Origin of the sequence: Pseudoalteromonas phenolica, from assembly GCF_044788725.1 — a bacterium.
GTDB lineage: Bacteria > Pseudomonadota > Gammaproteobacteria > Enterobacterales > Alteromonadaceae > Pseudoalteromonas > Pseudoalteromonas phenolica_C.
In genome coordinates, this window is record NZ_CP173161.1 from 1,056,332 (window position 1) to 1,076,064 (window position 19,733).

Sequence of the window (19,733 nt, forward strand, 5' to 3'; positions counted from 1 at the left end):
GTTAAAGTCTCACTACTTGCTGTTCAATAGGGTGGGCTGCTGAAAAGTTCAACATGCTCATGCCTGTGCGTTGTAATCGTTGAAAGCGCTGGTTAAACACTTGCGCGGTTTGCTCAGCAAACTTGTCTCTAAATTGTTTGTTCATCAGTGGCAACGTCCAAGATTGGCCTTCGGCATCGACCTTGATGGCATCTTGGTAGGCAGGTAATTGATGTTCGAACGGATCACTTATCTGACAACCAATCAGTTCACAGTGGCGCGCTAGACGTTCAAGCTGTTTGAAGTCGGCTTCTTGCAGGTGATTAAAGTCAGAGATGAGGTAAATTAAGCTGCCCGGCTTGGCTAAGTGCGTTAAGCGTTTTAAGTTATCGGAAAAGCGATTCTCAGCGTTTTGTTCACGATTAGCAAAGGCTTGTTTGTGAATATCGACCAATTGATGGCTTAATGACAGCACGCCTTTGTCGCGTGCAGTGGGTTTTAATTCATGGTGGGCGTATTCACTAAATACAATACCGCCTAAACGGTCACCACGTTGACATGCTGACCAAGCCACAAGCGCACTTAAATGTGCGGCTTGCACAGATTTCAGTAACAGCTGCGAGCCAAACAACATACTGTTTGATAAATCGGTAAACACAAACACCGGTCGCTCTTTTTCTTCTTGATAGAGCTTAGTGTGAGTGATGCCTGTACGGGCTGTGACACGCCAGTCGATGGCGCGAATGTCGTCACCATATTGATATTGGCGAACTTCAGCAAACTCCATCCCGCGGCCTTTGTGTGGCGCAAGGTATTGGCCTGCTTGGCTGCTTTGAATGCGCTTTTTCGGTTTTAACGACAAAAGATGCGCTTTAGATTTGTAGTAAAGCAATTCTTTTAAGTCGAGCTCGGCGCCATTACTGTGGCACTGAGTTAACCATTGCGCGGTATCGAATACGGCTTGCTGCATCATTATGGCACTGGGACAAGTTCAAGAATACGGCTGATCACTTGGTCTTTACTGATACCATCAGCCTGTGCTTCGTAACTTAAAATAATGCGGTGACGCAATACATTATGTAGCACAGCTTGAATATCATCTGGCGTCACAAAATCACGCTCATGTAACCATGCGTGTGCGCGGGCACATTTATCAAGGGCGATAGTGGCACGCGGGCTGGCACCAAACTCAATCCAACGACCCAGTTGCTCATCAAGTTTTGCAGCTTCACGAGTTGCTATAATCAGTTGCACAAGATACTGCTCTAGCGGCTCGGCAAGATGCATCGATAACACTTTCTTACGTGCTTCAAATAAGGTGTTTTGACTAATGGCGGTGAAATCAGCTTGATGCTCTTCTAGTGCTTCGCCTCGGGTTAAACGTAGGATGGCAAGTTCGTTTTCAGCGCCCGGATAGTCGATGTTTAAATGCAATAAGAAGCGGTCTAATTGTGCTTCTGGCAGCGGATATGTGCCTTCTTGCTCCAGCGGGTTTTGCGTTGCCATCACCATGAACAGATCTGACAGCGGATAAGTGTTCTTACCAACCGTCACTTGACGCTCGGCCATGGCTTCTAACAGCGCTGATTGTACTTTGGCTGGTGCACGGTTAATTTCGTCGGCTAAGATCAGGTTGTGAAATAGCGGGCCACTTTCGAAAACGAATTCGTTGGTTTGTTGACGATAAATGTCAGTACCTGTGACATCGGCTGGTAATAAGTCAGGGGTAAATTGCACACGTTGGAAGGTGCCTTCTATGCCTTTAGCGAGGGCGTTAACAGCACGGGTTTTTGCAAGTCCCGGCGGGCCTTCAACCAATAAGTGGCCGTCTGCAAGCATCGCAATAAGTAGCGCTTGGGTCAGTTCTGGTTGACCAATAATCTGCGTATCTAAATATTTTTTCAGAGCTGAGAATTCATTTACTGCCATGGTTTGTCCTTTGCTGACAAAATTTTTGCTTAATTTATAAGGATTCTATCGTTACTTCTCAAGTGTTTGCTATCAATAAACACGAAATTTAAAGGAAGATTACGATATTGATTAGACTGCGCTACATCAAATAGTTCCCTTGTTTTGTAAAGATATTTTGCGTCTGGTCAAAAAAACATCTAGGGTTGAGTTTGGTGCTCAATTTATAGCCGAATTAAAATTTTTATTGGCATATTTTTGTTGGTTGTTTAGAATCGATGTAAATTTAACAGGTCAGACCTGTCAGCGGGAGAGCAAATTCAATGTCTGAACAAAACATACTAAAAACAAGAAAAGGCGATAGAATCGCGATTGTCAGCGGTCTTCGTACCCCATTTGCCAAGCAGGCAACAGCATTCCACCATGTTCCAGCGCTAGACTTAGGCAAACTTGTCGTTAATGAGATGCTTGAGCGTCTTAACTTTGATAAAAATGAAATTGATCAACTGGTTTTTGGTCAAGTAGTACAAATGCCTGAAGCGCCAAACATCGCGCGTGAAATTGTATTAGGCACAGGTATGCCAGTATCGGTAGATGCTTATTCAGTATCTCGTGCGTGTGCGACCAGCTTCCAAGCCATTGCCAACGTCGCAGAGTCTATTGTGGCGGGTAACGCCCATGTTGGTATTGCAGGTGGTGCAGATTCATCTTCTGTATTACCAATTGGTGTAAGTAAAAAGCTAGCTGGCAGCTTAGTTGATTTAAACAAAGCGCGTACATTAGGCCAACGCCTGAAAATCTTCAGCAAACTTCGTCTTAAAGATTTATTACCTGTACCGCCAGCTGTGGCTGAGTATTCAACTGGTTTATCAATGGGCCAAACGGCTGAGCAGATGGCTAAAACCCATGGTATTAGCCGTGCGGATCAAGACGCATTAGCTCACCGTTCACACTCACTAGCGAGTAAAGCTTGGAACGATGGTCTACTTGCTGATGAAGTGATGGCGGCACATGTACCACCTTACAAGTCTTTTATCGATCAAGATAACAACATTCGCCATAACTCAACCATTGAAGGTTATGCAAAGCCTCGTCCTGTGTTTGATAGACAACACGGCTCTGTAACTGCCGCAAACGCAACACCATTAACAGATGGCGCAGCAGCAGTACTGATGATGAGTGAAAGCAAAGCCAAGGCACTTGGTTATGAGATCCTTGGCTATGTTCGTAGTTTTGGTTTCTCAGCAATTGGCGTACACGAAGATATGCTAATGGGTCCAGCGCACTCAACGCCTATCGCGTTAGACAGAGCGGGGATCACCTTACAAGATTTAGATTTAATTGAAATGCACGAAGCATTTGCTGCGCAAGCACTTGCGAACATGAAGATGTTTGGCAGTGATAAGTTTGCGCAAGAAAAACTGGGTCGCTCGAAAGCGATCGGTGAAATTGATATGGATAAGTTTAACGTTAACGGTGGTTCACTGGCTTATGGTCACCCATTTGCAGCGACTGGCGCACGTCTTATCACACAGAGCTTAAATGAATTAAAACGCCGTGGTGGCGGGTTAGCACTGACAACTGCATGTGCTGCAGGTGGTCTAGGTGCGGCCTTCGTATTGGAGAGTGCATAATGTCAGTATTTAGTTATGAGCTAACGGATAGCAAGGTTGCAGTAGTAACCATTGATGTTGCCGATGAGAAAATGAATACCTTGCGCGCAAGCTTTGCTGATGACCTATCGGCAATCTTAAAGCAGGGCCGTGATGACAACATTACAGGTATGGTGTTCATCAGTGGTAAAAAAGATAACTTTATCGCAGGTGCTGATATCAAGATGCTGGATAGTGCAAAAACGCGTAACGATGCGTTAGAGCTATCTGAAATGTGTCAGCAAGCATTCTTCACTATGGCTAATCAAGCATACCCAACGGTTGCTGCAATCCATGGTGCAGCATTAGGTGGTGGCCTAGAGTTTGCTCTTGCCTGTGATTACCGTGTATGTACAGACAGCGACATCACAAAACTAGGTTTACCTGAAGTACAGCTTGGTTTATTACCTGGTGGTGGCGGCACACAACGTTTACCAAAACTAGTGGGTATTCAAAAGTCACTAGAATGGATGCTTACAGGTAAGCAAGTACGTGCTAAGCAAGCTAAAAAAGCAGGCCTTGTGAATGATTGTGTACCACAAAGTATTCTGCTTGATGTAGCAACCAAGTTTGCTACAAAAGGCAAAGCAAAACCATCTCAGCCAAAACTAGATAAGTTAAGCTGGGCGCTTGAGTCAAACCCATTCGGTCGTAACATCATCTTCAAAAAAGCTGAAGAAGGTGTATTAAAGAAAACCGGCGGCCATTACCCTGCACCGATTAATATCATCAAAGCCGTGCGTGCCTCTGTAGAGCTTGATCCAATGAAAGCTTACAAAACAGAAGCAGAAGGGTTTGCTGACTTAGTAATGACCGAGGTGTCTAAATCTCTACGTGGTATTTTCTTTGCGACCACTGAAATGAAAAAAGACTACCAAGACGATGTCGCAAAAGTGAAGCGTACTGCTGTACTTGGTGGTGGTTTAATGGGCGCAGGTATTGCCCATGTGAGTGCGGTTAAAGCGAAAGCCTTAGTGCGCGTAAAAGATGTGGCGCAGCAAGGTGTGAGTAATGCACTTAACTACAGCTACAAAATTTTATCTAAGCGTCAGAAGCGTCGCATCATGTCTCATGCCGATGTGCAGCAAACTATGAACCGCATTACGGGCACAACCGATTATTCGGGCTTTAAGCACGTTGATATGGTGATTGAAGCGGTGTTTGAAGACTTAAACCTTAAGCAAAGCATGGTGGCAGAAATTGAACAAAACTGTTCACCTGAGACTATTTTTGCTAGTAACACGTCGTCACTGCCGATTGCGCAAATTGCTGAAAAAGCACAGCGCCCTGAGAACATCATTGGCTTACATTACTTCTCACCAGTAGAAAAAATGCCATTGGTTGAGATCATTCCTCATGATGGCACTTCTGAGCAAACCATTGCGCGTACGGTTCAATTTGCCCGTAAGCAAGGCAAAACGCCTATCGTGGTAAAAGACAAAGCAGGTTTCTATGTAAACCGTATTTTAGCGCCTTACGTGAATGAAGCGGCAAATCTATTGCTAGCAGGTGAGCCAATTGAGAAGATTGATGCCGCACTGGTTGAATTTGGTTTCCCTGTTGGTCCTCTGGCACTACTTGATGAAGTTGGTATCGACATTGGCTCTAAGATTGCACCAATTCTTGAAAAAGAACTGGGCGATCGCTTTAAAGCACCCGATGCGTTTAACCGTTTAATCGACAGCAAAAGTTTAGGTCGTAAGACAGGTCGTGGTTTCTACAAGTACGACAAAAAAGGCAAGAAAGTCGATGAGTCTGTTTACGAGTTACTTGGTGTAACGCCAAGCCCACGCTTGAATAAGAAAGAAATCGCAGATCGCTGTGTGTCTTTAATGCTAAATGAAGCTGCACGCTGTTTAGATGAAGGCATTATTGCTAACGAGCGCGATGGTGATATCGGTGCAATCTTTGGTATTGGTTTCCCACCATTCTTAGGCGGCCCATTCACTTACATGAACAAAATGGGGATTGAAAACCTGTGTTCACAGTTAGCAACGTTTGCAAACGACAACCCGGTTTTCACGCCAGCGGAGTGCTTAATGCCAGCAGAGACTGCTAAGCCTGAACTTGAAGTGGTTGCTGAAGCAGAAGACGTTACCGAAACGCCAACTGAAGAAGTAAAGACTGAAGAAGTAAACGTTGAAGCGGAGCCAGAGGCTGTAAAAGCGGATGAATCTAGCGCTGATGACAACTTAAAGGCGACAGAAAAGCCAGCTTAATAACAAGATAACTAAGTTATACAAACAGTTATTTCCCTACATTGTTTTGAATCTAAAGGCGTCGTCAGACGCCTTTTTTCATATTAACAGAAATGGATGAGGCTCATTTTTACTTTCACGGTAAAAAACCTTACAATGCGGCGCAATTATCGACACCAGCATTTTGGATCTCTAGCCCCTTTGATACACCCAATGACAAACCCAATATCGCATCACATTTCAGATCTAACGCAAATCTTTGATGGCTTATTCTCTGAAGCGTACAACACGCGCTTGATAAAAGGTGAGCATGAACCGATTTATCTACCTGAAAATGCCGACACCCCATACAACCAAGTGGTTTTTGCCCATGGCTTTTATGCCAGTGCGCTGCACGAAATCGCCCATTGGTTAGTGGCAGGAGAGCGTCGCCGTGAGCTTGAAGATTATGGGTATTGGTATTGTCCTGATGGTCGAAGTGCTGAGCAACAATACGAATTTGAAAAAGTAGAAATCAAACCGCAGGCGATTGAATGGGCGTTGAGCGCAGCTGCTGGGTTTGACTTTAATGTGTCGGTCGACAATTTAAATGGTGAGCAAACCTGTCGTTTTAGCTTTCAAAAGCGTGTACAGGCGCAAGTGTTCGAGCTATTAGAAAAGGGCTTTAACATTCGCACCGAACAATTATTAAAAGCACTGAGTGACTTTTATAAAACCCCATGGCCGTTAACTGAAGCGCAGTTTGATTGGCAGTGCCCAGAGGAGTTTTTAGATGCAGTTTAAACTAGGATTGATCATTAACCCAGTTGCAGGATTGGGTGGCAGTGTAGCACTAAAAGGCAGTGATGGTAGTGATACTGCAGCCAAGGCAATGGCATTAGGTGCTGAGCCAAAAGCCAATGCGCGTACTGCATTGGCTCTGGAACAACTAAAAGAGAACCAAGCAAACATTCATATTTATACCGTAAATGGTGAAATGGGTGAGCGACTGGCTAAAGAAATGGGCTTTGAGACTCACGTTGCTTATCAAAGTGCCACTCCGACAACACCAGAAGACACTGAAGCTGCGGCAAAAGCATTGTTAGCCGAAGGTGTTGATATGATCCTATTTGCAGGGGGCGATGGCACAGCTCGTAATATTTGTGCTGCTGTCGATGACTCAATTCCTGTTTTAGGTGTACCAGCAGGGTGTAAAATTCACTCTGGGGTATATGCAATCACACCAAAAGCTGCGGGCCGTGTCGTCGATATGCTTGTAAAAGGCGAGCTTGTCACGCTTGGTGAAGCCGACGTCATGGACATTGACGAAGAGGCATTTCGTCAAGGTACGGTAAAAGCGAAACGCTACGGTGAAATGCAAGTACCGAGCGAGTTGCGCTATGTGCAAAGCGTTAAAAATGGTGGCAAAGAAAGCGATGAATTAGTGCTTGCCGATATTGCAGCTTTCGTGATCAGCGAGATGGAAGATGACGAGCAATATATCATGGGCTCTGGCTCAACAGTTGCAGCGGTTATGGAAGAGCTTGGCCTTGAGAACACCTTATTAGGCGTAGACCTTATCTGTGATCATGAGTTGATTGGTCAAGACATGATCGCCGCAGATTTATTGGCTGCCGCAGAAAAAATGCCAACTAAATTAGTGATCACCTTGATAGGTGGGCAAGGCCACATCTTTGGCCGTGGTAATCAGCAATTAAGCCCAGCGCTTATTCGCAAAATAGGCAAAGAGAATATTATGGTCATTGCAACAAAGACCAAGTTGCAAGCGCTGAATGGCAGACCGCTTATCGCCGATACAGGTGATGAAGCATTAGATAAAGAATTAAGTGGTTACATCAAAGTGATCACAGGCTATAACGACCATGTGATGTATGCCGTTGGCCACGAAGAATTAAACTAGGAGATAAGATGTTATTTCAACAATACGTAGAGTCAGCGCAGCAGTTTTTTGATGATTTAGTAGATAGAGCCAGTGACGATGAACTATTCGCTGGTGGCTACCTGCGTGGTCACTTTGACTTGGCTGTCGGTTACGCACAGGTTGAAGGTGAAGATTTAACACCGGAAGAGCTAAACGAGCAAATCGAAAAAAGCTTAGTCAAAGCGTATCGTAATGGCGAGCTAACAGATGATGACAAAACTCACGTTGTTAATATCTGGGAGCAGGTTAAAGCCTTAGCTTGATCTGAGTTTTAATACCAATCCTCAATAATACTTAATCATTTTGAGGGATTAAAGCTGCCGCTAACCGCGTTAAAAATTTATCATTTAGAACAACTAAATAGCAAAATTTTCGCCTTGTTATCGACAAGCTTTCCTTGCCTCAAAATAGGTCACTTAATTAAGAGGATTGGTATAACTGTCAGATTAAAATAAAAAACCGCGATCATTTCGCGGTTTTTTACTTTTGCGATAGGGTAGAGTCTGTAATAGAGCCTAGTAGGGGACTAAATGGCAACTAAAATCACTTTGGCGCAGTTTGTAAAACTACGTAATGGCGTACCCTTAGGCCATGCTGACTCATTAAAAAACATGTTATCTCGCTCACTCGGGGCAGGCTGTTTTGCTCAGTTCTGGCAATATTGGAATCCAGTGTGGGGCTACTACTTATCTCAATTTGTTTATCAGCCAATTAAACGCTTCTTTGGCAAGTCAATTGCGGTAGTTGCGACTTTCTTCGTCAGTGGTTTTTTACACGATTTGGCTATTATGCTGGTAAAACAACAAAGCAGTATTTTGCTTACGGCGTGGTTTACTTTCATGGGGCTAACTGTCGTTCTGAGTGAAGCCGTAAAACTGAGATATGGCGGATTGGCTTGGTTTGTTCGAGCTTTGATAAACATAGGCTTTATAGGTGCTGGTTTTTATTTCGCTAAGCAATTATTGAATTTGGTGCTTTAAAAAGTAAAAAAGGCCATCTACTTGCGAAGATGGCCTTGAATACACTGTAATGAACAATGTTAACTCAAAGGGAAATTGCTTAATCTTGCTGCTCAGCTTTTAGCGCATTTTCATGCCAGTACTGCCAATGCATATGTGCTTTGTCTTCAACTAAATGCTTAGGTTGTAAGTAGTCTTTGTACGTATAGCGATAAAACTGACGCGGCTTTTTCGGATCTGTTTTCGCGTCGTCTTTTGTTTGCTCGGCTTTGTGTGCTTGCAACCAAGTTTTGAATTCAGTGCCATATTTTTCACCAGACTCATCTAGCAGCTTTTTATAGCCATCGAAGAAGTCGGTACGTAAGAAGTGCGCCAGCTTTAAATACTCTTCACGGTGCTTTTCAAACATAAAGCGCACGGCCAAATAGCCCCATTTATATACGCGGTCTTGCCCATCTTTATATTCTGTGTCGAACACCTCTTGTAGGCTCGGCCAGTCTTTCTCATCAAGCTCAAACGCTTTTTTAAATGCACGTGGATTATTGTCGCCTTCAGCAATATATTCGGCTAAGCCCTCAGACCACCACACCATGTTGCTTGGGAAGTGGTTAAACGTGTCGTATTTATTGAAACGGCCATCTAAATAATGCACAAACTCGTGATTTAGGTTCCATACCGCAAACTTAGGGCGCACCCAGAAGTGCTCAAAAGTATAGAAGGTTGCGATGTTATCAGGGTCTTGGGTTGTGCCTTCGATATACATACCGCCGTTATCGGTATGAATATCAAAGATAAGTTGGCCCCAGCGGTTGTATTCGGCATGGTTATCGAAGATCACAATGCGAAGTTGGTCGTTGAAATCATTTGCAACCGGTTGGCGTTGAGTTGCAAGTTTTTCATGGAAGGTATCAACTTGCTCGTTTAAGCGTTTGCATGAATCACTCAGCTCTTTGTCGCTCATTGCTTGCGCTAAGATGTAAGCACTTTTTGAGCATTCATGTTTAATCGGTAATATATCGGCAATTTTAGGCTCAATACAACGACCTGCTAACGGCGCTTCACTGCACTCTGACTTACCTCTAAACGACGTTACCACATACGGAATGCTGTAAAGGGTCTGTTTTTCAAGCTCTGTGAGCGTGCCGTCTTTGCTAAGTGCTTGCCATACTTGGTTGTCGAGCTGCTCTAGTTCCGCTTCAACAGGCAAACTGGTTTTATCGTCGTTTAGGCTCTTTTGGGCTTCTTCGTCTAGTGTGTAGTATTCATTCCAATATTGCGTAACATATAAGTTGTAATGCTGAGCCAATGCCCATAGTGCATGTTGCTTAGGCCAGTCATCTCCCTCTCGCACTGCATTTTTACTGCTAATAAAATTGACCAATGCAGTTTGTAAAAGGTTTTGTTGTTGAACGGCATCCGAGAATGCTTTTTTGTTTTTACGTCTTGCTTCATAAGGCAGTACCGCACCGGCTCTAAGTACTTCCCACATCGCATAATCGACGGCTTTACCCTTAGATGTATTGCCTTGAGGTAACGCATTTTCGCCGTAAAGCGTAATTAGCTGGCTGAGTGGTTGAATATGCTCGGCAGTTTTACTCTGTAGCGCCTCATTAAAGTACAAGCGAAATAGCGCAGTGGCGTAGTTTTCATGAATGCGAGCAACCGTCTCGTCGATGGTGTAAAAGTCACTATGTTCAACAATGGCAAGTAATGCTTGGTTTAATGATTCAGCAGTGCCTGCTTGCCAGTCTTTAGTAGGGCCAAAGCTACTAAAAATACGCAGGTAATAGGTTAAGCGCTCTAATTTTTGGCTCGTTAACCCGTGTTGTTTCACTTCTTCACGAATGGCTTCTGAAACCGCAAGCAATAAACCGGCTTGGTGATGATCAAATTGAGTGGTCCATAAAGTATCAAGCTCGGCGTTAACAATGTTTTGCACCGCAACTTGGGCTTCATCACTTACGGCGACAATAGGCGTTTTTGATTCATCTGATGTGTTTTTAGTATCAAGGGTATTACAGCCAACAAGGCCAAGTGCGACACTGGTCGCTAATGCAAGTGCTCTTATTTTCATTGTTATCTGCTCAATAATAAATATTGGATACAATATACATATTTTTGTGGTAGTAGGAAACCTTGTTGGGATAAAACAACTAAAGTTCTGGTTAAGTGAATTTAATATTTGGAAGGGAGAGGAGTAGAGCTAACTGAATTGTCAGCTCTAAACATTGAAATAATTAGCTTTTAAAAACTAACCAAACTTCTCTTGAAAATAATCTTCAACATCTTCTTTGATGTCTTGGTAATCATCTTCATCTAGTTGCAGCGCGTTTAATACTTTGTCTTTAATAAATGGCCAATCAGGGTCGGCAATAAAGCGCTTTTGCGTATGTACCAGGTTTTCAGCCATTTTCAGAGTCGCGAGGGTCATGTGCTCTTCGTCAGTGTGCTTTTCGGTAAAGTATTCGGCATCATGGTGTCGCAAAATAAGCTGACAGATACTTTTAGGTAAGTGCCAACTACTCGCCAAAAAGAAGCCAATGACGGCATGGTTAGTTTTGTAAGCTTCTTCTTCGTGTTGTACAAGGTTTTTGTCATAGTCACGATTTGCTGCACCGAGTACTCTTACATAGTCGTCATATTTTACTGCAAGCGCTGGAATGCCCGCATCATGAAATAAACCCAGCATATGTAGGTTTTCAGTTGGCACTTTGGACTTTATTTTCTTGCCGATTAGGGTGGCAACATCCGCAATTTCAGTCGCTGTATCCCAAAAACGTTCAAGTTTGATACAACATCTTTTGTTATCGAAAGCCTGTTTAAGTAAGAACCCCGTTACTAGCGTGGCAATACTGTTTAAACCTAAAAACATCACCGCTTGGCGAATATCGGTAATGGTTCTAGCAAGGCCATAACTGGGTGAGTTAATGACTTTTAGTACCGCTGCTGAAGTTGCGACATCGGTCGAAATGAGGTTCGCGATGTGATTTAAATCTGGCTCAGGGTTTTTAAGTGTTTGTTGGAGTTCTGTCAAAAGCTCAGGTTTTGGGGGTAGGTTAAACCCAGCTTTAATATCTTTAAGCACTGAATCATCAATATCTATCATGGTAAGTCGGATCCCTTTAATGATTTGCTTAATGATAGTGGAATTTTTATTCCAAATTATTGCGTTAACGCAAAAAAATAATTTTCTGGTTATTAACTAGCCGAACCGTATGTCCTTTGGGGACGTTGTCTTGCCTGAGGCTAGTGTTCTAAGTTAAGGTTAAGTAATTTTGTTTTATTGGAAGAAAGCATGACTCAACAAGCGAATACGGCTCAGCCAACAGGTGCTGTGGCCAAGTTTCTTAATGGCATTGAGCGGGTAGGTAATAAGCTGCCTGATCCAGCCATTATCTTTTTATCTGCCATGTTACTTATATGGTTACTCTCTTGGTTATTTTCAAGTACCACGTTCGAAGCAATCGATCCACGTACAGGTGAAGCAATCGTCGTACACAACTTGTTAAGCGGTGATGCATTGGCAGGCTTCTTAGCCTCTATGGTTAAAACCTTCACAGGCTTCGCACCATTAGGTGTTGTACTAGTGGCTATGTTAGGTGTGGGTGTTGCTGAGCACTCAGGCTATATTAATGCTGGCTTGAAAATGATGCTAAAGCGCACGCCGCAGGCATTATTAACCCCATCAATTATTTTAATCGCGATTGTGAGCCACACAGCCACTGATGCAGGTTATGTCTTGGTTATTCCAATTGCGGGTGTAATTTACTATGCCATGGGTCGTCACCCTCTAGCGGGTATCGCAGCGGCTTTTGCGGGCGTAAGTGGTGGCTTCAGTGCCAACTTCGTACCATCAGGCATTGACCCATTACTACAAAGTTTCACACAAAGCTCTGCGCAAATCATCGACTCAACGATTGCGGTAAACCCGTTAAATAACTGGTTCTTTACCTCAGCGTCGAGCGTATTTATCATCCTACTAGGTTGGTACATTACTGATAAAATCATTGAGCCACGTTTACAATCAACAAAAGTAGATGGCGACACTGACAACCTTCCTTCTTTTGATGAAGTAACTTCTAAAGAGCGCAAAGCATTCCTAGTTGCGTCTTCTGTGATGATTGCAGGCCTTGCATTATTAGCCTATGCATCAAGCGGTGAAGACTCAGCACTTCGTAGCCCGAATGGATCATTAACCGATTTCAGTGCACCATTAATGCAATCAATCGTGCCACTTATCTTCTTACTATTTTGGATCCCTGGTGCCATCTTTGGTTTCATGGTTGGTACCTTTAAGTCATCCAAGGACATGATTGATGCAATGAGTAAAGCTATGGGAAGCATGGCTTATTACATTGTTATGGCGTTCTTCTGTGCGTTATTTATTGCGGCGTTTAGTCAGTCAAACCTAGGTGCGTTATTGGCAATCGAAGGTGCGGAAGTATTAAAAGCAATGGCACTGCCAAGTTATATCACAGTGATTGGTATTATTTTCTTAACCGCTTTTGTTAACTTATTTGTTGGCTCAAGTTCAGCGAAATGGGCGTTATTAGGTCCAATCTTTGTACCTATGCTAATGCAACTTGGTATTTCACCAGACTTAAGTCAAGCGGCTTACCGTGTTGGTGATTCAAGCTCAAATATCATTACCCCGCTGATGCCTTACTTCCCGCTGGTGGTTGTATACTGTCAGAAGTATGTGAAAGACACGGGTATCGGTACATTGATTGCGATGATGCTACCTTACTCTATTGCTTTCTTAATTGGTTGGAGCTTGTTCTTATTAGCTTACTGGGGTCTTGGCATTCCACTAGGTCTGCAATCAAGCTACACCTACCCAGGTTAAAGTTTAAGAGCTATAAAAAACGCGCCAATAGGCGCAATGCTGATCAGTTAAGAAACAAATAGATCAGTTGACCGATCTTTTAAAGGGTTCAGAATCCGATATTAGGAAACTAATATCGGATTTTTTTATGCCTCTTTCTAATCACTGTGACGACCTAACTTCGTTTTTAGATGATGTACACACCCTGGATAAACTAAAGAATGTCCTTGATGCCGATATACTTGAACAGGCGTTCGAATATGCTGGAGTTGCAACCGTGCGTCGAAGAAGGTTGCCGTTAGAAGCTATAATGTGGTCAGTCATTGGTATGAGCCTATTTCGTAACGAAACAGTATGGGATATCGCAAGCCGATTAGATATTACGCTGCCGGGGAAAAATAAACTGGTTGCGCCCAGCGCTTTGGTTCAAGGCCGTCAACGTTTAGGGGTTGATGCAGTGTGTCACTCGTTTCGATTGTTGGCCCAAAGAGCATTTTACAAGCATGCCTTTGAGCAGTGGTGTGGACTGAATTTGTTAGCTGTTGATGGAGTGAGCTTTAGAACTCAAGATAACGAAGAAAATCGTATTGCGTTTGGTAGTGACAGTAATCAATTTGGTGAAGGCAGTTATCCTCAAATCAGGATGTGTAGTTTGATGGAGGTATCAAGCCATCTATTACTGGATAGTAGCTTTGATGCACGCCATGTAGGGGAAATGACACTTGCCAAAAGACTTTTATCGTCTGTCCCAGATGACTCTTTAACGCTATTTGACCGTGGCTATTACTCTTTAGGCCTTTTATATCAGTGGCAAAGACAAGGTAAAAATACACATTGGATGTTACCAGCTCGCAAGGATTTACAATACCAAGTTGAACGTCATATCAGCGATGAAGATAAAATAATCTCTTTACATACTAGCCCTCAAGCTAAAAGTAAATTTAAAGATTTACCAGAGCAAATAACCGCCCGACTCACTACGTATAAAGTTGATGGGAAAAGCTACCGTGTACTGAGTTCATTAATCGATCCCATGCGTTATCCATATGATGAATTAACAGAAGTCTATACTCAGCGTTGGGAAATAGAGTTGGGCTTTAGAGAAATGAAACAAGGGTTGCATCAGTCTAAACATGCATTACGAAGTAAAAAGCCAGATATGGTACGTCAAGAGTTATGGGGACTACTGTTAGCTTACAACTTAATCCGCATTGCAATGATTGATGCAACGAAAGCGGAAGAAATCCTGATACCCAGACAACTTAGTTTTAGTTTATGTATGCGCCATATCATCGCATTTTTTATGCTCACTCCTATCCACAGTGCGAGTAAGTTGCCAGTACATTATGAAGAGCTGCTGACAACACTAAGATTGTTTGTATTACCAGACCGGCTTCCTGATAGGAGATACCCAAGAGAGGTTAGAAAGAAACCAAGGAAATATCCGTATAAAAGAAAATGCCAGTCAATTCTTAACTGACTGGCATTACGCCAATAGGCGCGTTTTTTATAGCATGATTTTAATCTAGAAATGCCAAACCACATGAAGTTGCGGTGAAGATTCAGTGACATCTGTACCAAGTTTGTTACGCCACCATTGCCACTCAAGGCCAAGCATAAGCTGTTTTTCTTTACCCATTAAAGCGTGACCAATATCCCAGCGCACTGCAGGCTGAGCTAAGATCCAACCCTTCACGTCATTGCCAAATTCATTTTCACGACTGGCAATGTATTCCACATGACCGGTGAAATAAAACTTATGTTCAGCAATATTAAATGGCATGCCCCAAGCAACATCTAGCATCCAGCTGTCGGTTTGAGTAGGCGCACCACCTTTTGCAACGCCTTCACTGTCATCAATGTACGCAGTCAAAGTCGTTGAAAGAAAATCAAAGCCCGATGCCTTCCAGTTTAACTTTACGCCCGGTAAATACTTAATGACTTTGGCATCGCCAGATACATTGATACCCGCTACAAAGCTGGCACTTTGAATTACTGAACTTGCATTAGGTTGCCAGGCTTTTGGCATTAAAAAGCTAGAATACCACTCGCCATAAAAGTCGTTGTTATTAAATCCATCATCTAAATCATCTTTAGTAAAGTCGATAAAAAAGAAGTTATCACCATAGTCATAACCCGATGCATGCTGCACAGAATAAATTTGCGTTTGCGCACTTTGTTGGCTAAATGGGTTTTTTACATCGCCAGAGTTAAAGTGAAATTGCGTGTCGCTCCAATTCGCTGCAGTAGCAGAAAAAGAGCTACATAACGCGAGAGAGGCAAATAAGCGGATGTTTTGATTCATGATAAATTATTCGCAGAGGGTAGATATTGCGAATTATAGCAATAGCCCCAAAGAAATTGGGGCTATAAATCAAGAAAAGTGGTTTTTAATCGTCTTTATGCTTTATTTCTGCGCAAACAGATAACTGTGATGGCGGTGAATGCCAAAATGAAGCAATAGAAAGATGACGTTGAGACATCCCACGGGCTGATCTTGAAGGTCGCGCCAAGTAATAGTGCTTGCGCACCATAAGGTAACGAACCTTGCATTACACAAGCAAAAATATCGAGTAAGCTTGCTGAGCGTTTCGCAGAAATTTTACCATCTTCAGCTAGCTTCTTAGCGACCGGGCCTGCAACAATGATACTCACTGTATTGTTAGCAATACATAGGTTAGAGGTCAGTACCAATGCAGCAATGCCTAATTGATCAGCTACTTTACGGTGAAACTTTGCAATAAACGCCGTTAAACCTTGGATTTTATGTGCAAGATAATCAAGGCCGCCATTCACGCGGATAAATTCAGACAGACCGCCAATAAACATAGACAGCAAGAAGATCTCCTGCATATCACTAAAGCCCTTATAAACGTCTTTAGCGAAACTGCCGACTTCATAATTCGCTGTAAAACCCATTGCTGCAGCGAAGATAATGCCACTAAATAGCACCACGAATACATTCAGACCGGCAACCGCAAGCACTAAAATAAACGCATAAGGCAATACTAATAACCAATCAAAGTCTTTGGTTTCTACTGCCTGTGGTTCAGGAGTTAAGAAAGTCAGTAGCGCGATAGTTAAAATAGCTGCTGGGATGGCAATCTTTAAGTTTTCTTTAAACTTATCTTTCATTTCACAGCCTTGCGTGCGCGTTGCTGCAATGGTGGTGTCAGAAATAATCGATAAGTTATCACCAAACATCGCACCCGAAACTATGGTACCCGCCATTAGCGCTGGGTCGATACCTGTTTTAAGTGATACGGCATACGCAATCGGACCGATGGCACCTATGGTACCCATTGATGTACCCATCGCCGTTGACACTACGGCAGCAATTAAAAATAGGCCCGGTAGTAGCATTGAAGGTGGAATAAGCGATAAACCGGCATTTACAACCGCATCAACACCACCGGTTGCACCAGCAACAGCAGAAAACGCACCTGCTAGTAAGTAGATTAAACACATGGTGATGATGTTTGAATGACCTGCACCTTTTATAAAGGTTTCAACACTGTCATTGATCGGTTTGCGGTTAACCCAAAATGCGATAACGATGGCAGGTAAAATTGCTACAGGTGCAGGCAACTGGTAGAACGCATAATCTACGCCTTGCGATTGTAGGTATAAGCCTGCACCTAAAAAGAGTGCCACAAAGGTTAGTAAAGGCAGTAGCGACAACTTGGCTGCTACCTTGTTTACAGACGCCTGCATGTAAACCTCATATTAAGAAATAGTTATTTTTATTATGCAGTCATTGTTCACACAATTACGTGCATAATTCAAGGGTAAATAAAGGATGTGTGAATGTATAGATGGCTAGATGCTTTGTCAAACTTAATCCAAGAATTATGTTGTTTGATTAAATTTTGTTTAAAAAAACACGTATTGTTTAAATGTATTGCTGTCAAAAACGAAAGAATTGATTTAACTGAGTTTAAAAAGACTGTTTTTCTAGCTTTTATTTGTAGGAATATCTTCGTAAACACAACTTAAATAGCAATGATTCAAGACTTTACACGGAGTAGATTATTGTATTATTTTCATTAAATGATAATGCAAATAATAATTGATCTTATTTGTGTTTGGTGTATTCTTGCCGCCTCATATATCACTGTTGAGGCAAAGGAAAATGATTTACGACAGCATACTTTCATGTGTTGGAAATACACCAACTGTGAAACTTAAAAAGTTATTCCCCCTGCAAGAGCATACAGTTTTAGCGAAGCTAGAAATGTTAAACCCAGGTGGAAGTATAAAAGATAGACCTGCTAAGTTTATGGTTGAGCAAGGTATGAAAAGAGGGGAGATAACACCCTACAGCCATATAATCGAAAGTTCATCTGGTAATTTAGCTATTGCGCTAGCCATGATTTGTCAGCAGCACTCACTGCCATTTACAGCCGTTGTTGACCCGAAGATCTCGCCAACAAATTTAAAGTTGTTAGAGATTTACGGCGCGAATATTGTTCAAGTCACAAAGAAAGATGAAAATAATGGGTATTTAGCTACACGTATCGATACTGTGAAACGTTTGGTTAAAGAAACCCCTAATGCTGTTTGGATTAACCAATACGCTAATCCAGATAATTGGCGAAGCCATTATTACGGTGAAGCCGAAGAGATCGTCAACAGTATAGGAAGTAATATCGATTACTTGGTCGTTGGTGCGAGTACATCAGGCACCTTGATGGGTGTAGCCCGCAGGCTAAAAGAGACAAATCCAAACCTAAAAGTTATTGCTGTAGATATTAAAGGCTCTGTTTTATTTGGCGGCCATTCAGGCCCAAGAGAGTTGCCCGGAATTGGAGCCAGCAGAGTCCCTGAATTGTTAGATGCAAGTGAAGTCGATGAGGTGATCTACGTCGATGATTACGAATCAGCATTAGCATGCCGCCAGTTAGTAAAAGAAGAAAGCATTTTTGCTGGTGGCTCAAGTGGTTCAGCAATAGCAGCCATTAAAAAATTATTACCTCACATTCCAAAACATAGCGTTGTATTAACCCTTTTTGCCGATAGAGGCGACCGATACTTAGATTTGGTCTATGACCAAGCTTGGTTCGATATGGTAAAGCAACGCCACTTATCAACTCCCTCTTTACAATCAATCGTCTAATTAAGGAAAACATAATGACAATTCAAGCTGAGTTAAGATATTTAAGTCAATCAGACCTTAAGCTGTTGGGCGCAGATCACAGCAATGCATTTGTTGAAGCCATTGAAGAAGGGCTTAAACTCCATGCAAATCATGAGTTTGTGCAACCCCTTAAACCTTACTTAAGGTGGCCTGATGCCCCTCATATTGCAGATCGCATTATTGCGATGCCTTGTTACTTAGGAGGTGACAACCCAATTGCTGGGATCAAATGGATAGGTTCAAGACAACACAACCCGACAAAATATGAGATCCCAAGAGCCAGTGCGGTGATAGTCCTAAATGATGCGCAAACAAATTATCCTGTCGCAATTATGGAGGCCAGTCTGATCAGTGCTATGCGTACAGCAGCAATAACTGGTGTAGCGACTAAATATCTTGCAAAGAAAGATTTTAGTGATGTATCGATTATTGGGTGTGGTCCGATTGCTCAAATGCAAGTGAAAACGCTACTTGAGCAATATCAATCAATTAAGACAATTCACTTATACGACTTATCTGCTGTTGCTGCTGATAAATTAATCACGCAGTTTGCGCCAGAATATCCACAAGTAAAATTTGAAATTCACCCTTCTGCACAAGCCGCGGTAGAAAAAGCGGATGTGCTCGTGACATGTACCGTATCAGATGCGCCTTATATTCCTTATGAGTGGTTAAAGAAAGGATGTTTTGTTTCTAATATTTCGATTATGGATATCGAAAAAGACGTTTTTGTTAAAGCAGACAAGGTGATTGTTGATGATTGGGATCAATCGAATCGCGAGAAAAAAGTCATTAATCAGCTCGTAGAAGAGGGTAAGTTCAGTCGTGAACAGTTACATGCTGAACTAGGTGAAATTATTCTCGGGCAAGTTTGTGGCAGAGAGAATGACGATGAAGTCATTCTTTTAAATCCGATGGGTATGGCTATTGATGACATAGTTTGTGCGCGTTGGTTCTACCAAGCCGCTATTTCTAGAGATGTTGGTACAAAGTTACCTTTATTTTAAATCACACATAAATTTGGACTTGTCTACGAAAGATAAGTCCATTTAACAAACGCCAACATACTTGTAGTTAAGCGGCAACAAATAGACGTTTTGAATGCATAGAAACGCTATGTAATAGGGAGTATTGATTGTCAGGGAGACAGCTGC

The 19,733-nt window shown here is 42.6% G+C and carries 16 protein-coding genes; 10 read left to right on the plus strand and 6 right to left on the minus strand.

Features of this window, described 5'->3' with window-relative positions; translation table 11 throughout:
* Position 1: 1 nt before the first annotated feature.
* Together ACH784_RS04940 and ACH784_RS04945 are read right to left on the minus strand one after the other, a co-directional pair.
* A complete protein-coding gene (locus tag ACH784_RS04940; protein ID WP_404395193.1) occupies positions 2–949 on the minus strand; it encodes a DUF58 domain-containing protein in 948 nt (315 codons plus the stop codon).
* A gap of 2 nt (positions 950–951) precedes the next feature.
* On the minus strand, positions 952–1,908 hold the full coding sequence (locus tag ACH784_RS04945; RefSeq protein WP_130255485.1) for a MoxR family ATPase: 957 nt from the start codon (positions 1,906–1,908) through the stop codon (positions 952–954).
* Between the two features lie 302 nt (positions 1,909–2,210).
* On the opposite strand from ACH784_RS04945, the gene fadI reads away from it, so the two are divergent.
* The 6 genes from fadI (at position 2,211) to ACH784_RS04975 (ending at position 8,638) form a co-directional block, all read left to right on the plus strand.
* Positions 2,211–3,521: an acetyl-CoA C-acyltransferase FadI gene (gene fadI, locus ACH784_RS04950; RefSeq protein ID WP_404393883.1), complete on the plus strand. Its 1,311-nt coding sequence runs from the start codon at positions 2,211–2,213 to the stop codon at positions 3,519–3,521.
* Complete coding sequence (gene fadJ, locus ACH784_RS04955; RefSeq protein ID WP_404393884.1) at positions 3,521–5,758, plus strand: fatty acid oxidation complex subunit alpha FadJ; 2,238 nt, start codon at positions 3,521–3,523, stop codon at positions 5,756–5,758. The genes fadI and fadJ overlap by 1 nt, the downstream gene beginning before the upstream one ends.
* Before the next feature lie 192 nt (positions 5,759–5,950).
* Positions 5,951–6,520: an elongation factor P hydroxylase gene (locus tag ACH784_RS04960; RefSeq protein ID WP_404393885.1), complete on the plus strand. Its 570-nt coding sequence runs from the start codon at positions 5,951–5,953 to the stop codon at positions 6,518–6,520.
* Positions 6,510–7,637, plus strand: a complete 1,128-nt coding sequence (locus tag ACH784_RS04965) for an ATP-NAD kinase family protein (protein WP_404393886.1) — start codon at positions 6,510–6,512, stop codon at positions 7,635–7,637. Before ACH784_RS04960 ends, ACH784_RS04965 begins: the two co-directional genes overlap by 11 nt.
* 8 nt (positions 7,638–7,645) lie before the next feature.
* Positions 7,646–7,921 carry a YfcL family protein gene (locus ACH784_RS04970; RefSeq protein WP_138478076.1) on the plus strand — a complete coding sequence of 92 codons (276 nt, stop codon included), beginning with the start codon at positions 7,646–7,648 and terminating at the stop codon, positions 7,919–7,921.
* Positions 7,922–8,188: 267 nt separating this feature from the next.
* Positions 8,189–8,638: an MBOAT family O-acyltransferase gene (locus tag ACH784_RS04975; RefSeq protein WP_404393887.1), complete on the plus strand. Its 450-nt coding sequence runs from the start codon at positions 8,189–8,191 to the stop codon at positions 8,636–8,638.
* Between the two features lie 79 nt (positions 8,639–8,717).
* Here ACH784_RS04975 and ACH784_RS04980 read toward each other — a convergent pair whose 3' ends face one another.
* Positions 8,718–10,691 (minus strand): collagenase, encoded by a 1,974-nt coding sequence (locus ACH784_RS04980; protein ID WP_404393888.1) that lies wholly within the window; start codon positions 10,689–10,691, stop codon positions 8,718–8,720.
* A gap of 177 nt (positions 10,692–10,868) precedes the next feature.
* Complete coding sequence (locus tag ACH784_RS04985) at positions 10,869–11,723, minus strand: HDOD domain-containing protein (protein ID WP_404393889.1); 855 nt, start codon at positions 11,721–11,723, stop codon at positions 10,869–10,871.
* A gap of 189 nt (positions 11,724–11,912) precedes the next feature.
* Between ACH784_RS04985 and ACH784_RS04990 the strand changes: the two genes are divergently transcribed.
* Both ACH784_RS04990 and ACH784_RS04995 read left to right on the plus strand, forming a co-directional pair.
* Entirely contained in the window at positions 11,913–13,463 is a 1,551-nt protein-coding gene (locus ACH784_RS04990; RefSeq protein ID WP_404393890.1) for an AbgT family transporter, read from the plus strand.
* Positions 13,464–13,590: 127 nt separating this feature from the next.
* Complete coding sequence (locus ACH784_RS04995) at positions 13,591–14,922, plus strand: IS4 family transposase (protein ID WP_404389461.1); 1,332 nt, start codon at positions 13,591–13,593, stop codon at positions 14,920–14,922.
* Positions 14,923–14,967: 45 nt separating this feature from the next.
* Here the strand turns inward: ACH784_RS04995 and ACH784_RS05000 are convergent, their stop codons facing one another.
* Positions 14,968–15,747: a nucleoside-binding protein gene (locus ACH784_RS05000; RefSeq protein ID WP_404393891.1), complete on the minus strand. Its 780-nt coding sequence runs from the start codon at positions 15,745–15,747 to the stop codon at positions 14,968–14,970.
* A gap of 95 nt (positions 15,748–15,842) precedes the next feature.
* Positions 15,843–17,156 carry a Na+/H+ antiporter NhaC family protein gene (locus tag ACH784_RS05005; protein WP_138478064.1) on the minus strand — a complete coding sequence of 438 codons (1,314 nt, stop codon included), beginning with the start codon at positions 17,154–17,156 and terminating at the stop codon, positions 15,843–15,845.
* A gap of 418 nt (positions 17,157–17,574) precedes the next feature.
* Here ACH784_RS05005 and sbnA point away from each other — a divergent pair, with 418 nt between their 5' ends.
* Both sbnA and sbnB read left to right on the plus strand, forming a co-directional pair.
* Positions 17,575–18,558, plus strand: coding sequence for a 2,3-diaminopropionate biosynthesis protein SbnA (gene sbnA / locus ACH784_RS05010; RefSeq protein ID WP_404393892.1), 984 nt, complete (start codon positions 17,575–17,577; stop codon positions 18,556–18,558).
* Between the two features lie 14 nt (positions 18,559–18,572).
* Entirely contained in the window at positions 18,573–19,586 is a 1,014-nt protein-coding gene (sbnB, locus tag ACH784_RS05015) for a 2,3-diaminopropionate biosynthesis protein SbnB (RefSeq protein ID WP_404393893.1), read from the plus strand.
* Positions 19,587–19,733: the final 147 nt, after the last annotated feature.